17 protein-coding genes are annotated in these 14,118 nt (G+C 75.6%); 7 read left to right on the forward strand and 10 right to left on the reverse strand.

Going from position 1 to position 14,118, the window contains the following annotated elements; all coding sequences use genetic code 11:
* Positions 1–231: DUF397 domain-containing protein (locus AC3EVP_RS27835; protein WP_435134449.1), on the reverse strand; the 231-nt coding region annotated here is incomplete at its 3' end.
* A 270-nt stretch (positions 232–501) separates the two neighbouring features.
* Between AC3EVP_RS27835 and AC3EVP_RS27840 the strand changes: the two genes are divergently transcribed.
* Positions 502–1,077, forward strand: coding sequence for an isochorismatase family protein (locus tag AC3EVP_RS27840; protein WP_335979936.1), 576 nt, complete (start codon positions 502–504; stop codon positions 1,075–1,077).
* Between the two features lie 45 nt (positions 1,078–1,122).
* Entirely contained in the window at positions 1,123–1,713 is a 591-nt protein-coding gene (locus AC3EVP_RS27845) for a DUF4865 family protein (protein ID WP_435134452.1), read from the forward strand.
* A gap of 43 nt (positions 1,714–1,756) precedes the next feature.
* On the opposite strand, the gene AC3EVP_RS27850 is transcribed toward AC3EVP_RS27845, so the two are convergent.
* A complete protein-coding gene (locus AC3EVP_RS27850) occupies positions 1,757–2,605 on the reverse strand; it encodes an endonuclease/exonuclease/phosphatase family protein (RefSeq protein ID WP_435134455.1) in 849 nt (282 codons plus the stop codon).
* 68 nt (positions 2,606–2,673) lie between these two features.
* Here AC3EVP_RS27850 and cpt point away from each other — a divergent pair, with 68 nt between their 5' ends.
* Complete coding sequence (gene cpt / locus AC3EVP_RS27855) at positions 2,674–3,228, forward strand: chloramphenicol phosphotransferase CPT (RefSeq protein ID WP_335979941.1); 555 nt, start codon at positions 2,674–2,676, stop codon at positions 3,226–3,228.
* Positions 3,229–3,260: 32 nt separating this feature from the next.
* On the opposite strand, the gene AC3EVP_RS27860 is transcribed toward cpt, so the two are convergent.
* The 5 genes from AC3EVP_RS27860 to AC3EVP_RS27880 form a co-directional block, all read right to left on the reverse strand.
* A complete protein-coding gene (locus AC3EVP_RS27860; protein WP_435134662.1) occupies positions 3,261–5,402 on the reverse strand; it encodes a serine/threonine-protein kinase in 2,142 nt (713 codons plus the stop codon).
* Positions 5,403–5,658: 256 nt separating this feature from the next.
* Entirely contained in the window at positions 5,659–6,585 is a 927-nt protein-coding gene (locus tag AC3EVP_RS27865) for an oxygenase MpaB family protein (protein ID WP_435134665.1), read from the reverse strand.
* Positions 6,586–6,707: 122 nt separating this feature from the next.
* A complete protein-coding gene (gene crcB / locus AC3EVP_RS27870) occupies positions 6,708–7,082 on the reverse strand; it encodes a fluoride efflux transporter CrcB (protein WP_435134458.1) in 375 nt (124 codons plus the stop codon).
* On the reverse strand, positions 7,079–7,576 hold the full coding sequence (locus tag AC3EVP_RS27875; RefSeq protein ID WP_435134460.1) for a fluoride efflux transporter FluC: 498 nt from the start codon (positions 7,574–7,576) through the stop codon (positions 7,079–7,081). Before AC3EVP_RS27875 ends, crcB begins: the two co-directional genes overlap by 4 nt.
* 217 nt (positions 7,577–7,793) lie before the next feature.
* Entirely contained in the window at positions 7,794–9,020 is a 1,227-nt protein-coding gene (locus AC3EVP_RS27880; RefSeq protein WP_435134463.1) for a benzoate/H(+) symporter BenE family transporter, read from the reverse strand.
* A 140-nt stretch (positions 9,021–9,160) separates the two neighbouring features.
* On the opposite strand from AC3EVP_RS27880, the gene AC3EVP_RS27885 reads away from it, so the two are divergent.
* Both AC3EVP_RS27885 and AC3EVP_RS27890 read left to right on the forward strand, forming a co-directional pair.
* A complete protein-coding gene (locus AC3EVP_RS27885) occupies positions 9,161–9,781 on the forward strand; it encodes a helix-turn-helix domain-containing protein (RefSeq protein ID WP_435134465.1) in 621 nt (206 codons plus the stop codon).
* Positions 9,774–10,742 carry a GNAT family N-acetyltransferase gene (locus tag AC3EVP_RS27890; protein ID WP_435134468.1) on the forward strand — a complete coding sequence of 323 codons (969 nt, stop codon included), beginning with the start codon at positions 9,774–9,776 and terminating at the stop codon, positions 10,740–10,742. The genes AC3EVP_RS27885 and AC3EVP_RS27890 overlap by 8 nt, the downstream gene beginning before the upstream one ends.
* Here the strand turns inward: AC3EVP_RS27890 and AC3EVP_RS27895 are convergent.
* Both AC3EVP_RS27895 and AC3EVP_RS27900 read right to left on the reverse strand, forming a co-directional pair.
* On the reverse strand, positions 10,729–11,031 hold the full coding sequence (locus tag AC3EVP_RS27895; protein ID WP_435134470.1) for a DUF3817 domain-containing protein: 303 nt from the start codon (positions 11,029–11,031) through the stop codon (positions 10,729–10,731). The genes AC3EVP_RS27890 and AC3EVP_RS27895 overlap by 14 nt on opposite strands.
* A 2-nt stretch (positions 11,032–11,033) precedes the next feature.
* Positions 11,034–11,519: a hypothetical protein gene (locus AC3EVP_RS27900; protein WP_435134473.1), complete on the reverse strand. Its 486-nt coding sequence runs from the start codon at positions 11,517–11,519 to the stop codon at positions 11,034–11,036.
* Positions 11,520–11,870: 351 nt separating this feature from the next.
* On the opposite strand from AC3EVP_RS27900, the gene AC3EVP_RS27905 reads away from it, so the two are divergent.
* Together AC3EVP_RS27905 and AC3EVP_RS27910 are read left to right on the forward strand one after the other, a co-directional pair.
* Positions 11,871–12,818 (forward strand): GlxA family transcriptional regulator, encoded by a 948-nt coding sequence (locus AC3EVP_RS27905; RefSeq protein ID WP_335979959.1) that lies wholly within the window; start codon positions 11,871–11,873, stop codon positions 12,816–12,818.
* 90 nt (positions 12,819–12,908) lie between these two features.
* Positions 12,909–13,139, forward strand: a complete 231-nt coding sequence (locus AC3EVP_RS27910) for a hypothetical protein (protein ID WP_435134475.1) — start codon at positions 12,909–12,911, stop codon at positions 13,137–13,139.
* A gap of 19 nt (positions 13,140–13,158) precedes the next feature.
* On the opposite strand, the gene AC3EVP_RS27915 is transcribed toward AC3EVP_RS27910, so the two are convergent.
* Positions 13,159–13,719 (reverse strand): signal peptidase II, encoded by a 561-nt coding sequence (locus tag AC3EVP_RS27915; protein WP_435134478.1) that lies wholly within the window; start codon positions 13,717–13,719, stop codon positions 13,159–13,161.
* Between the last annotated feature and the right edge of the window lie 399 nt (positions 13,720–14,118).

The raw sequence follows: 14,118 nt of genomic DNA on the forward strand, positions 1-14,118 counted from the left end.
GTCGAACTCGCCGTCGCGCGCGCCCAGCACGAACGCCCGCCACTCCGCGGGGGTGAAGATCAGCGCGGGGCCGTCGGGGTTGCGGCCGTCCCGCATCGCGATATAGCCCTCCACGAAGGCGATCTGCACGTCCCCGGTGCCCTGGCTGCTGGACAGCCACTCCGCCCCGGTCAGATCCACCTGCGGCTTCTTCCCGTTGGCCAACGGCTGTCCGGCAGTGCTCTCGGCCACGTCCCGACTCCTCCCACATCTCCCGCATCGACGTCCGCCCCCACACTATCGGGGTCGCCCGGGACCTGCGGAACATACCGGAACCCGCACGTGCCCCCGCCCCGATACGGTATGGCGCTCCCGGCGCGCACCCGCCCCGCCCCGCCCCGCGCGCCGTCCGGGAGCCCACCCGCACCCACCCCGTGCCCCGGTCCGCGCGCCAACTCCCGTGCCGTACATGGCTGTTCGAATCCCGCCCGCACGCCGGACGCGGCCGGTATGGTCGCGATCATGACCGCACATGATCACGGTTACCGCGCGGCCGGCGGCGTCCCCGAGCGCGAGTCCCCGCTCGCGCCGGGTCTGGACCCCGCCCGTACCGCACTCGTGCTCGTCGACCTCATGGACCGGCTCGTCGCGTTGCCGCTCGCCCCGTACCCGGGGCCGGAGGTGGTCACCGCGGCGGTGCGGCTGGCGGCGGCCTTCCGCGCGGCGGGCGCGCCGGTGGTGGCGGTCCGCGCGCAGCGCTCGGGGGCGGCCGAGCAGCCGCCCGGCAGCGACCTGGTGCCGGAGGTCGCCGCGCTCGCGGACGCGCTGGTGGTCAAGCGCTCCATCGGGGCGTTCCACGGCACCGAGTTGGACGCGCTGCTGCGGACGCACGGCATCGACACCCTGGTGCTGGCCGGGATCGCCACCAACGTCGGCGTGGAGTCCACCGCCCGCACCGCCGCCGACCTCGGCTACCGGCTGGTCTTCGCCCACGACGCGATGTCCGGCATGACCGCGGCCGAGCACGACGCCTCGGTGACCCTGGACTTCCCCCGCTTCGGCACGGTGGTCGCCTGCGCCGACGTGTGCTTCGCCTGACCGCCCCGACCGCCCGCTGGAACCGAACCCCAGGAGCAGCCGCCCGTGCACGGCATGAACTACCGCATCGTCCTGCCCGCCGACTACGACATGGGCGTCATCCGCCACCGCGTCGAGACCCGGGGCCATCTGCTGGACGCCTTCCCGGGGTTGGGGCTGAAGGCGTACCTGATCCGGGAGCGCGGCACCGACGGGTCGCCGGTGAACGAGTACGCCCCGTTCTACCTGTGGAACACCGCCCACGGGATGAACAGCTTCCTGTGCGGCCCCGGATTCCGCGGCCTGGTCGCGGACTTCGGCCGCCCGGCCGTCGAGCACTGGACCGGACTCGCCTTCGCCCGCGGCCCGGCCGCCGCCGAGGTGCCCGCGGCCGCCACCCGCGCGGCCCGGCCGCTGCGCGCGGACGAACCGCTCGAAGAGGTCGCGGCCCGCGCGTCCGCCCAGTTGCGCGAGGACGCGGCGCGGCCCGGCGTGCACTGCGCGGCGCTACTGCTCGACCCGCGGCACTGGGAGCTGCTGCACTTCACGCTCTGGCGGGACGCGGCCCCCGAGGAGCCCGGCGCCGAACGCTTCCAGGTGCTGCACCTCTCCCGCCCCGGGCTCGACATCATCGACACCGGTGCCGGCCCCGCCTGAGGGCTGCGCGGACGGCGGCCGCCCCGGTCGCGGGCGGGCCCGGTCAGGCGCCGCTCAGCCGCAACGACGGGTCCGGCGGGCTGAGTTCGGCGAGGACGGCGGCGTGGTCGGAGGGCCACACCCCGGCGACCGGCCGGTCCCCGGTGCGGCGGACGGTGCGGACCCAGCCGCGGCTGTCCGGCCCCGGCGGGCCGACGAGGATGTGGTCGACGCAGCTCGGGCGGCCGCCGAAGTTCACCGCCTCCGGGGTGCGGATGTCCCAGGTGCCCTGCGGCAGCGCCGGATCGGCGAACCGCCACGCGTCCAGCAGCACCTGGCCGGGGACGGCGGGCGCGGTCTGGTAGCCGCGGATCAGCCGCATCTCGTCGAAGTCGGGTTCGGCGTTGAAGTCGCCGGTGACGACCGGCGGGTAGGGCCCGCGGGCGTGCTCGGCGACGAACGCGGCCAGCTCCCGGACCTGCGCGCAGCGCACCTCGGACGCGGCGAGGCCGGAGTCGAGGTGGGTGGTGAAGAAGGGCAGCGGCCCGCCGGGGGCGTCCAGGAGGGTGTGCAGCGCGGTCTTGCCGTCGTCGCGGTGGCCGGGCGGCGTGGGCAGCGCGCGCTCGGCCACCGCCAGGAACGGATACCGGCTCAGCACGGCCACGCCGACGTCGACACCGGTGTCGCCGCCGTTGCGGGCGTGCCAGCGCTCCTGCGCCGTGGCGCGTGACCAGGTCCAGTGCATGCCGAGGCGCTCGGCCAGCCACCCGGCCAGGTTCTCGCCGCCCGGGCCGCTGTCCGCCCACACCTCCTGCACGCCGAGCACGTCCGGCCGTTCGGCCTGAAGCGTGTGCAGGATCGCCTCGCGCCGCTCGCGCCAGCCGGCGAACCGCCACCAGAGGTTCCAGGTCATGACCCTTATCGCTGCGGTGCCGTCGGAATTCACTGGGCCCGTCCTTCCGGTCCGCCTACGGTGGCGGGATGTCGACTCAGGTGATCATTCTCAACGGCGGTTCCAGCGCGGGGAAGACCAGCATCGCCCGCGCCCTCCAGGAGGTGCTGCCGGGCCCGCCGTGGCTGACGTTCGGCACCGACACGCTCGTCGCGGCACTGCCGGCCCGGATGCGCGGGGAGGGCACGGCGGCGAGCAGCGGGGGCATCGCGTTCGGGCCGGACGGCGAGGTGGTGCCGGGCGAGGAGTTCCGCCGGCTCGACGACGCCTGGGCGCTGGGCATGGCCGCGACCGCCCGCGCCGGCGCGCACCTGGTCATCGACGAGGTCTTCCTCGGCGGCGCCGCCTCCCAGGCCCGCTGGCGCGAGGCGACCGCCGGGCTCGGGGTGCTGTGGGTCGGGGTGCGCTGCGCGCCCGCGGTCGCCGCCGCCCGTGAGGCCGCCCGCGGCGACCGCACGCCCGGTATGGCCGCCCGGCAGGCGGCCGTCGTCCACACCGGCGTCGACTACGACCTGGAGGTCGACACCACCCGCACCGGCCCGGCGGCCTGCGCCCGTACGATCGCGTCCCACGTCGTGCCGTGAGACGTGAACCGGCGGGGCCACTGGGACACGGCCTAAAGGCGTTCGGGCCCGTCGCCGTGCGCGGCGACCTGGCGGTAGAGGGCCTGGGCCTCCTCGGTGCGGCCGAGGTGCTCCAGGCAGCGCGCCTCGTCGTTGCGGCTGGTGAGGGTGTCGGGGTGGGCCGGGCCGAGCAGGGCCTCGCGCGCGTCGGCGACCTCGCGGTAGACGCCCAGCGCGTCGCCCCAGCGGCCGAGCCACCCCAGGCAGACGGCGATCTCCCGCTTGCTGACGAGGGTGTCGGCGTGGTCGGCACCCAGCACCCGCTGCCGGACGGCGGCCACGTCGCGCGCCTCGGCCAGCGCGCGGTCCCACTGGCCGAGGCGGCCGAGGTTGACGCCGAGCGCCTGCCGGGCCCGCAGCGTCTCCTCGTCGCCGGAGCCGACGGTCCGGGTGAGGTCGGCGACCAGCTCCTCGAAGAGCGCGAGCGCGTCGGACGCCCGGCCCAGCCGGGTCAGGCAGATGCCCGTCTCGTAGCGCACCGCGAGCGTGGCGGGGTGCTCGGGGCCGAGCACGCGGGCGCGGACCGCGCCGACCTCCTGGTAGACCTCCAGCGCGTCGGCCCAGCGCCCGGAGCGGCCGAGGGTGAAACCGACCTCGAACCGGGTGCCCAGCGTCTCGGGGTCCTCCGGGCCGAGCACCCGCGACCGGGCGTCGGCGACCTCCACCGCGGTGGTGTACGCCTCCTGGGTGCGGCCCAACTGCGCCAGGTTGTAGGCGAGGTTGTGCTTGCACCGCAGCGTGTCGGGGTGCTCCGCGCCCACGGTGCGCTCGCGGGCGTCGAGCACCTCGGAGAACTCCTGGTGGGCCTCCAGGTGCCGGCCGAGCGAGCCGAGCGCGTACGCCGCTTCGTGCCGCGCGGCGAGCGTGTCGCCGTGGTCGGGGCCGAGCACCCGGCGGCGCACCTCGGCGACGTACGCGTACAGCCGCAGCGCCTCCTCGGCCCGGCCGAGCTGCGTCAGGCAGTAGGCCGCTTCGTGGCGGCTGGCGAGGGTGTCGGGGTGCTCGGTGCCCTGGGCGCGGTCGCGGGCGGTGGCGACGGCGGTGTGCAGTTCGTACGCCTGCTGCCAGTTGCCGATCCGGCCCAGGTCGTCGGCCTCGGCCTGGCGGGCGGCGAGTTCGGCCAGCGCGGTCGGGTCGGCGGAGGCGGTGACGGTGCGGGTGGACCAGGCACCGGTCAGCTCGTGCCGGGCGCCGGCGGCGGCCGTACGGGGCCGGGTGGAGCGGGCCTGCGGTCCGGTGGTCAGCCCCCGCGCCCAGTCGGGCACCGCGCCGCCGGGCGGCAGCGCGGCCTTCTCCGCCGCGTTCATCGCCTTGAGCCGCCCGGCGACGTCGGCGGCGTCCTGCGGGCGGTCGTCGGGGTCCTTGGCGAGCAGGTCGAGGATCAGCCGCTCCAGCTCCACCGGCAGCTCGGGCCGCTCCGTGCGCGGCGGCTCGGGCGTGTTGTCGCGGTGCCCGACCAGGATCGACCAGGCGTCGCCGAGGTCGAATGGCGGGTGCCCGGTGGCCAGTTCGTACAGCACGCAGCCCAGCGAGTACAGGTCGCTGCGCTGGTCGACGGCGGAGTTCCCGATCTGCTCGGGCGACATGTAGTGCGGGGTGCCCATGGCCACGCCGGTGCCGGTCAGGCGCGAGGTGAAGCCGATGTCGTGGCCGAGCCGGGCGATGCCGAAGTCGCAGATCTTCACGGTGCCGTCGGTCAGCCGCATGATGTTGGCCGGTTTCAGGTCGCGGTGCACCACGCCCTGGGCGTGCGTGTAGGCCAGGGCCGCGGCGACCTGCTCCGCGATGTCGCTGATGTCGGGCACCGGCAGCGGGCGCCGCCCGGCGTCGTCGAGGACCTGGAGCAGGTTGCGGCCGTCGAGCAACTCCATCACCAGGAAGAGCAGCCCGTCGTGCTCGCCGAAGTCGTGCACCACGGTGATGCCGCGGTGCTGGAGGGCGGCGGCCACCCGCGCCTCGCGCCGGAACCGCTCCTGGAGGACACGGGTGAACCCGGCGTCCCCGGAGTGCCCCATGGGCTTGAGGCACTTGACGGCGACCCGGCGGCCCAGCGACTCGTCGAGCGCGCGCCACACCTCGCCCATGCCGCCGCGGCCGATCAGTTCGTGCAGCCGGTAGCGGCTCTGGATCAGCATGCTGTCGTCGCGGCCGCCTCTCGGCTCCGCAGTGCCCACGCCCGCCGTCCCTGTCGCCGTTCTCGTGTCCGTACCGGTGGTCATCCCGGTGGTCATGCCGGCGGACCGGTCGGCGGGCGGTGCCGCGCCGCCGGGTCCGTACTGGCCGTTGCGGTGTCCAGCCTCCATCAGCGCCGTGCCCCCGTGCCTGTCGGTGCTCTTCGGTGCTTCCCCGCCCCCAGTATGGCCGGGAGGGGCGACAAAGGGGGACAGCGCGTCAGGGCACTTCGGGCTCGCCGGACGGCAGACGCCGGACCGAGGGGCGCGTGTCGGGGCCGAGCCGGGCGACCGCCTTGGGGATGTGGCCGGGCGGCAGCCGCCAGCGCACGGCGGCCGGTACCGCCCGCAGCAGCCGCCCCGCGACCCGCAGCCGGCGGTCGGCCGCCGCCCGCGGCGGCGCGTCGCGCCCGTACAGCGCGTGGGCGTACGGCGGCAGCGCCCCGAACGCCGTGCCCGCGACCGCCGGCCACACCAGCGCCCGCAGCGGGCGCAGCACTGCGGGCACCGGCGGCGCCGTCAGGAACCGCACCACGTCGAACGCTTCGGGTGTGGCGGCCAGTTCGGGGCGGACCTCGGCGAAGTAGCGGGCCAGCCGCGCGGTGTCGCCGGGCACGCCGGCCGGGTCCAGGCCCACCAGCCGCGCGGCCTCGCGCTGCTCACCGACGTAGGCGTCCGCCTGCGCGTCGGTCAGCGGGAAGCCGGAGCGGCGCGCGACGTGCAGGTAGGAGTCGATCTCCGCGCAGTGCACCCACAGCAGCAGTTCCGGGTCGTCGACGCCGAACCGCTCCCCCGTCGCGGGGTCGACGGCGGAGAGCCGGCGGTGGATGCCGCGGATACGGGCCCCGGCCGCCTCCGCGTCCGGCGCGGTCCCGTAGGTGATGCGGCCGACGAAGGACGCGGTGCGCAGCAGGCGGCCCCACGCGTCGCGGCGGAAGTCGGAGTTCTGCGCGACGCCGCGCACCGCGCGCGGGTGCAGCGCCTGGAGGTAGAGCGCGCGGATACCGGCGATCCACATGATCGGGTCGGCGTGCAGTTGCCAGGTCACCGAGTCCGGGCCGAAGAGCCCGGGGCCGGGGTCGGGGCCCGGTGCCGGGCTCGGGTACGAATTCGGATTCGGGTCCACCTTCGGGTCCGCACCGTGCATGGCCGCCTCCTCCGCCGTGCCCGACCGCGGCAAGGTACGCTGCTCACCGCTCACCGTTCGCTTTTCACCTTTCCCCGTCCACGGTAGTCGGCGCGGTCGGGCGGGCGAAGGGCGCGGACCGGTCAGCCCCAGATCGCCTGGGCCAGCGCGCTCCCGGTGAACGCGGCGCCCAGCCCCGCGGTCAGGCTGCCCGCGATGTTCGCCGCCGCGTAGAACCGGCCGCGGTTCTCCACCAGCCGCAACGTCTCGTAGGAGAACGTCGAGTAGGTGGTGAGGGCGCCGCAGAAGCCGGTGCCGAGCAGGAGTTGGACGTGGGCGGACAGGGCGCCCTCGGCGGCGGCGCCGACGACCAGGCCGAGGATCGCCGACCCGCTGACGTTCACCGCGAAGGTGCCCCAGGGGAAGACCGTGTCGTGTCTGGCCTGCACCGCGCGGTCGGTGAGGTAGCGCGCCGGGGCGCCGATCATCGCGCCGGCGATCACGAGCAGCCAGTTCACCGGACCTCCCGGCCGGTCACCGCGGCCACGACCCGCCGGGTCGCGTTCGCCCCCGCCCACACCGAGCACAGCGCGGCCGCCACGGTCAGCGCCAGGTAGGCCAGCGCGGGCCGCGGATGGCCGTGGTCGGCCAGCCCGCGGATGTCGGTGGCGTAGGTGGAGAAGGTGGTGAAGCCGCCGAGCACCCCGGTGCCGAAGAACGGCCGGACCAGGGGGTGCGCGGCCCATACGTCGGTGATCAGCACCATGAACACGCCGATGACCGCGCAGCCCGCCACGTTGACCCCGAACGTGGTCCAGGGGAAGGCGTCGTGCGCGGTCGGCCACAGCAGCGCGGCGCCGTAGCGGCCGCACGCGCCGATCGCGCCGCCGACCGCGATCACCGACAGCACGACGGCCGGGTGCTTGCCGAGTTCGGTGCGCTGATCGGGGATGTGCAGGTCGATGTCGGGGTCGACCGGCTCCTCGAAGAGGGCGGGGCGCGGTTCTGCCATGTGCGTCTCCTACTCGCATCGGTACGGCGCACCGGGCCGCGCCTCGCCGGGCGCGGGCACGCGGATGCGCTTCGCAAGCAGGGACCGTTGGCGGCGTCCTCGCCGCGGTTCGGGTACGGCGGGCCCCACCGCCGTGCGGCCCAAAGGAGGTCCGCAACGACCATGGTAGCGGCCTGCCCGCGCGCCGCGGGGGCCGCCACCGCCGGCAGCGGCCGCCTCACCCGGCGGCGCGCTCCGCCCTCGCGGGCAGGCGCACCCGGGCGACGGCCATGGTGAACACCCCCGCGAGCAGCCCCCAGAACGCGGAGCCGATGCCGAGCAGGGTGACCCCGGAGGCCGTGGCGAGGAAGGTCACGACCGCGGCTTCGCGGTCCCCGCCGTCCGCCAGCGCGCTGGACAGGGAGCTCGCGACGGTGCCGAGCAGCCCGACCCCCGCGGTGCCGAGCACCAACTCCTGCGGCATCGCGGTGAGCAGGTCGCCGATGGTGCCGCCGAAGACCGCGACGCACAGGTAGAACACGCCCGCCCACACCGCCGCGAGGTAGCGCCGCTCGTGGTCGGGGTGGGCGTCGGGGCCGGTGCAGATGGCCGCGGAGATCGCGGCGAGGTTGAGCGCGAAGGCGCCGAAGGGCGCGAGGACGGCGCCGGCCGCGCCGGTCCAGCCGATCAGCGGCGAGACGGGCACGTCGTACCCGTCGCCGCGCAGGACCGCGACGCCCGGCAGGTTCTGCGAGGCCATGGTGACCACGAACAGCGGCACCCCGGCGCCGATCAGGGTGTGCCAGTCGAAGCGCGGCGCGGTGAAGACGGGTGCGGCGGGGGTGAGGCGGATGTGGCCCGCCGCGCCGCCCCAGTCCCCGGCGGCGGTGGTCGCGGCGATGCCGACGAGGAGGGCGGCGAGCACCGCGTAGCGCGGCTGGAAGCGGCGTACGAGCAGGTAGGCGGCGAACATCGGGAAGACGACGCCGAAGCTGCCGTGCATGGCGCGGAACAGCCCGGTGCCGAACTCCATCAGCACCCCGGCCAGCAGCGCCGAGGCGATCGGCACCGGGATCGAGGCCATCGCCCGGGCGAACCAGCCGGTCACGCCGCTGAGGAGGATGAGCACCGAGGACAGCAGGAACGCGCCGACCGCCTCCCCCATCGACGCGCCGGTCAGGCCGGTGGCCAGCAGCGCCGCGCCGGGGGTGGACCAGGCGGTGACCACGGGCGCGCGGTAGCGCAGGGACAGGCCGATGCAGGTGGCGCCGAGGCCGACGCCCAGGGCGAGCATCCAGGAGGCGAGTTCGGCGGAGCCGGCGCCGGCGGCGCGGGCCGCGGCGAGGACGACGGCGGCCGAGCTGGTGGTGCCGACCAGCACCGTGACCAGGCCGGCGGTGACCGCGGACGGGGGCGCGGCCGCGCGTATGAGGGCCGTGGCGCGGCGGGGCGCGGAGGTGGACATGGCGTACTTCCCGGGGAGGTCGGAACATGCGGGGACGCGACCGTTCCACGTACGGAACGTTCCGCGAACGGAACGCTAGAGTGGGCGCAGCGCGGCCGTCAATCGGTTACGGCCGCGGCCTGGCTGCGCTGGGAAGGTCGATGGAGCTGAACGAGCAGGTGGGGCGGCGCCTGCGGGCCCTGCGCGAGGAGCGGCGGCTGTCGCTGTCGGAGCTGGCCCGGCGGTCGGGCGTGGGCAAGGCGACGCTGTCGGAGCTGGAGGGCGGCCGCCGCAACCCCACCCTGGAGACGCTGTACGCGCTCACCACCGCGCTCGGCACCCCGCTCAGTTCGGTGCTCGCCGATCCGCTCGGCCCGCCCGCGCCGCCGCCGCCGGGCGCGGCGCCCGTCGGCGGCGCCGAGCAGGTCGTCACGGCGCTGCTCACCGAGCGGCACGAGAGCCCCGGCGCCGTCACCGACGTCTTCCGGCTCCGTATCCGGGCCGGCGCCGTCCAGCACTCGCAGGCCCATCTGCCGGGCGTCCAGGAGCACTTGTACGTCCTCGACGGCACCGCGGTGGTCGGCGAGCCCGCCGCGCCGGTCACCGCGGGCCCCGGGCAGTACGCGCACTGGCACGCCGACCGCCCGCACCTGTACAGCGCGCCGCGGGGCGACGTGGAGGCGGTGCTCTTCGTCCGCTACACGCTCGGGGACGGGTCGGAGGGCAGTGGGGGCGAGGCGGGTGAGCCCGTCTCCGAGCTGCCGGGCGGCGCCGGTGCCTGAGGCCCCCGGCGGCGCCGCGCGGCCCCCGCTCCCCCTGGTCCCCCGGCTTCCCGCGCCGTATCGCGCCCGCCCGGCCACGCGCGCCGACGCGGACGCGATCCACGGACTGGTCGCCGCCTGCGAGCGGGACCTGCTCGGCCGGGCGGAGACCGGCCCCGAGGCCGTCGCCGCGCGCCTGGCGCTGCCCGGCCTCGACCCCGAGCTCGACACGCTGCTGGTCCACGCGCCCCCGTCCGCTCCCGGGCCCCGCCTGGTGGCCCGGGCGTGGGTGCACGCCGGGCGGCGCAGCGAGGTGGACGTCCATCCCGCCCACCGCGGGCGGGGGTTGGGCACCGCGCTGCTCGACTGGACCGAGGCGCGGGCCCGCCGGGCGGGCGGGGTGCGGCTGGCGCAGCCGGCCGAGGACGGCGACACGGCGGCCGTCGCCCTGCTGCGCTCGCGCGGGTACGCGCCGTTCGTGACGCAGTGGCTGCTGGGCATCGAGGTGCCCGACGAGCCGCAGGTGCCCGATCCGCCGGCGGGCGTCATCGTACGGCCGTTCCACGCCGGGGACGGGCAGGCCGCGCACCGGCTGGTGGAGGACGCGTTCCAGGGCTGGCAGCGGCGCCGGCTGCCGTATCCGGAGTGGGCCCGGCTCACCGTGGAGCAGGCGGCGTTCGCGCCCGCGATGTCACCGGTGGCGTTCGCGGGCGGCGAGATGGTCGGCGCGCTGGTGGCCCTGGACGTACCCGGATCGGCCGAGGGCTACGTCGACCGGCTCGCGGTACGCGCCGACCACCGCGGCCGGGGCATCGCCGGGGTGCTGCTGCGGGAGGCGTTCCGCGCCTTCCACCGGGGCGGGCGCCGCGGCTGCACCCTGTGGACCCACTCAGCGACCGGCGCCCTGTCGCTGTACGAACACCTCGGCATGCGGGTGCGGCGCAGCTGCTCGGTCTACGCCAGGACCCTCACGGAGAGCTGACCCCGGCCGCACCGTCCGCCCCCTCCCCCTGGTGCGCACCGTCCGCCGCCGCGAGCCGGCGCAGCGCGAGCAACCCGCCCACGCCGGGTACGAACGCCACGGCCCTGGTGCCGCGGTCGGCCGCGCGCAGCCGCCAGGTCGCCACGGCCACGAAGAGGTACGCGCAGCCGTGCGCGGGGCCGACCAGCGACGAGACCGCCTTGAGGTGCACCGTGGCGAGGTTCGCCAGCAGGACGAGGAGCGAGAGGAGTTCGACGCGCGCGGCGACGCGCAGGGCGGGCGTCCGCATGCTCACGCTCCCGTCGTCGAGCCGGGGCGGACGATCATCAGCACCGTGACCGCCGCCCACAGCAGGTTGAACACGCCGGTGAGCGAGGCGAGTTGCCCGGCGAGCGATCCGAGCGGAGCCGCCCCGGCCGACGGCACGGCCTCGAGGGCACGCTCCTGGGCCGGCAGGATCAGCAGCGCCAGCAGGGCCGCGGCCACCGCGGTCAGCACGATCGACGCGATGAGCCAGCCGCTGCCCAGCACGCCCAGGCTGCTCGCGGTGGCGAAGCCCAGCACGGGCACGGCGACGCCGATCCCCGCGTAGACGCGGCAGATACGGTGCAGCAGCCGCAGGGTCGTGACGGACCGGTCGCCGTCGGAGGGGGCCGTGCCGTCGGCAGCGGGCCGGGCGGCGCGCAGGGTCCTGGGGAACATGCTCGCGGCCACCGCGACCGGGCCGATGCTCAGCAGCGCCGCGAGGACGTGCAGGGAGAGGAGGAACTTGGTCACGGCCGGCGCCCCGCGCACCCGGCCGCCGGGCGACGCGCGGCCGCCGCGCCACCCGGGTCAGCGCCGCCCGGGTCGTCACCGCCCGGTGTCGGGGCGGGGGCGGCGAGGGGGTACGGCAGGGCGGACGGGACGCGCATGGAGCTTCCTTCGGGTGCGGGGGCCGGTCGGGCCGGTTCGCCCCTGACGCTAAGGCGCCGGCCGGCGCCGCTCCAGTGGCACCAATGCCACCTTCCAACGGGATCTCGCCAACACCCGTGCTCCGGCATCCTGTACTGCCTGAGCTGGGTATCTGCACGCGTCAAAGGGCGTCCGGCCCCGTCAGCCCGTGATTCGACGGGGTATGTTCGCGCCATGCACACCGTCGCCGTACTCGCGCTGGACCAGGTGATTCCGTTCGACCTGTCCACGCCGCTGGAGTCGTTCGCCCGCACCCGGCTGCCGGACGGGCGGACGCCGTACCGGGTCCGCGTCTGCGCGGAAGGGCCCCAGGTCGACGCGGGCGCCTTCACCCTCACCGCGCGCTGGGGCCTGGACGCGCTCGCCGGCGCGGACACGGTCGTCGTGCCGGGTACGGCCGTGCCGACCGCGCCGATCAGCCCCGCCGTCCGCGACGCCCTGCGCGCCGCCGCGGCGAGCGGCACCCGCATCGCCTCCATCTGCACCGGCGCGTTCCCGCTCGCGGCCACCGGCCTGCTGGACGGCCTGCGCGCGACCACGCACTGGCTGGTGACCGACCTGCTGGCCGCCACCTACCCGCAGGTCGAGGTCGACCCCGACGTGCTGTACGTCGACAACGGCCAGATCCTCACCTCCGCGGGCGCGGCCGCCGGTCTCGACCTGTGCCTGCACATGATCCGGTCCGACCACGGTTCGGCGGTCGCCGCCGACGCCGCACGGCTGTCCGTGGTCCCGCTCGAACGCGAGGGCGGCCAGGCCCAGTTCATCACCCGCCCCTACCCGCCCAGCCCGCAGGGCGCCGCGCTGGAACCGCTGCTCGCCTGGCTCCAGGAGGACCTCGGACGCGAGCTGACCCTCGCCGACATGGCCGCCCGGGCCGGCATGAGCACCCGCACCCTCATCCGGCGGTTCCGCGACCAGACCGGGGTCACCCCGCTCCAGTGGCTGCACCGCGCCCGGGTCCGGCAGGCCCAGCACCTGCTGGAGACCACCCCGCACACCGTCGAGCGGATCGGCGCGCAGGTCGGCTTCGGCTCCCCCACCGCCTTCCGCGACCGCTTCAAGCGCACCACCGGCGTCAGCCCCCAGGCGTACCGGCGCGCCTTCGGTGCCCGGCGCTGACACCGCCCGCGGCGCCCGGCCCTTTCCCTCGTACTGACGTGCGAACGTACCGATGTGCGAAGACGGGAGCGGGTGGGCAGGCTGGAGGGCATGGACGCGGAACACGGAACGCAGGTGATCGTGGAGCCGCCGACCCCCGGCGGCCGGCGGATACGGGTCGGCCGGGAGTCCCTGGGGGTGGCCCGCGGACCGCGTGACCTGCTGGAGTTCCTGCGCCGGGCGGGCCTGGACCCGGACCAGGTCAGTCTCGAGGACCCCGAGCTGTTCGTCTGGCACGGCGGCGGCCCGGAGGTGTGGACCGTGCCGGACGACGCCTCCTGACGGGGCCTCCCGACGGCGCTCAGTGCGCGGGGCTGTCCGCCCGCATCGGCACCCCGCGGAACGTCTGCACCAGGATCGTCAGCGCGCCGAACGTCACGCACTGGTCGGCGAGGTTGAAGATGCCGGAGTGGCCGACCTGGAGGAAGTCGAGCACCGCGCCGCGGCCGAAGCCGGGGTGCCGGAAGAGCCGGTCGGTGAGGTTGCCGCCGGCCCCGGCGAAGAGCAGGCCGAGGCCGACCGCCCAGCCGGTCGAGCGCACCGACGACGACGCCCAGGCGATGAAGGCGAGCACGCAGGCGGCCAGCACCGTGAAGACCACGGTGGCGTGCGGCGCGAAGGACCCGGCGGCGCCGGGGTTGCGGAAGGCGGTGAGGGTCACGCCGCCGCCGAGCACATGCACCGGCTGCCGGCCCTCCACGGTGACCGCGGCGACGGCCTTCGTCACCTGGTCCACCGCGAGCCCGGCCGCGGCCGTGATCCACAGCGCCCGGCGCGGCGAGCCGCCCCGCCCCGTACCGCCCACGCCGCCCGCCGTGTCCGCGGTGTCCGCGCTGTCCGCCGTGTCCGCGCTGTCCGCCATCGGCCGCCTCCGTGCGCTCCGGTGCCCCTGCCCGCGTCCATGTCCATGCCCGTGTCCATGCCCGTGCAATGGCTGAACGTTCACCCTCACGCACTCTACGCCCACAGAATTGCCACAGAAATCGTTAACACTTGGTCAAGGCCGGGTCAACAGTTGCCAGCCTGCGGATCGATGTCATAAGAAGCACGATCCGGTCACGATAAACGGGTCTTCATATCTGGACACAAGAGGACAAAAGACACCGGCTTTTCCGAAGTTGTTTGCACTGTGCACGGCACGGGGTAGGCGGCGACGCGAACCAGAGGGTCCGCATCCAGGGGGCGGTCGCCGCCCCAGGACACCCGGTTCGCCGCCGGTTAGTTTCGTGAGGAACCCGCCGGCCGCGCTCCGACGGCCCTC

Source organism: Actinacidiphila sp. bgisy144 (assembly GCF_057708105.1).

Bases quoted from the DNA above. Each gene is read 5' to 3' on its own strand.
- AC3EVP_RS27880 (WP_435134463.1), bottom strand. From the start codon at position 9,020: ATGTCCACCTCCGCGCCCCGCCGCGCCACGGCCCTCATACGCGCGGCC.
- AC3EVP_RS27875 (WP_435134460.1), bottom strand. From the start codon at position 7,576: ATGGCAGAACCGCGCCCCGCCCTCTTCGAGGAGCCGGTCGACCCCGAC.
- AC3EVP_RS27905 (WP_335979959.1), top strand. From the start codon at position 11,871: ATGCACACCGTCGCCGTACTCGCGCTGGACCAGGTGATTCCGTTCGAC.
- AC3EVP_RS27895 (WP_435134470.1), bottom strand. From the start codon at position 11,031: ATGCGGACGCCCGCCCTGCGCGTCGCCGCGCGCGTCGAACTCCTCTCG.
- AC3EVP_RS27915 (WP_435134478.1), bottom strand. From the start codon at position 13,719: ATGGCGGACAGCGCGGACACGGCGGACAGCGCGGACACCGCGGACACG.
- AC3EVP_RS27885 (WP_435134465.1), top strand. From the start codon at position 9,161: ATGGAGCTGAACGAGCAGGTGGGGCGGCGCCTGCGGGCCCTGCGCGAG.
- AC3EVP_RS27860 (WP_435134662.1), bottom strand. From the start codon at position 5,402: ATGCTGATCCAGAGCCGCTACCGGCTGCACGAACTGATCGGCCGCGGC.
- AC3EVP_RS27910 (WP_435134475.1), top strand. From the start codon at position 12,909: ATGGACGCGGAACACGGAACGCAGGTGATCGTGGAGCCGCCGACCCCC.
- AC3EVP_RS27840 (WP_335979936.1), top strand. From the start codon at position 502: ATGACCGCACATGATCACGGTTACCGCGCGGCCGGCGGCGTCCCCGAG.
- cpt (WP_335979941.1), top strand. From the start codon at position 2,674: ATGTCGACTCAGGTGATCATTCTCAACGGCGGTTCCAGCGCGGGGAAG.
- AC3EVP_RS27865 (WP_435134665.1), bottom strand. From the start codon at position 6,585: ATGCACGGTGCGGACCCGAAGGTGGACCCGAATCCGAATTCGTACCCG.
- AC3EVP_RS27850 (WP_435134455.1), bottom strand. From the start codon at position 2,605: ATGACCTGGAACCTCTGGTGGCGGTTCGCCGGCTGGCGCGAGCGGCGC.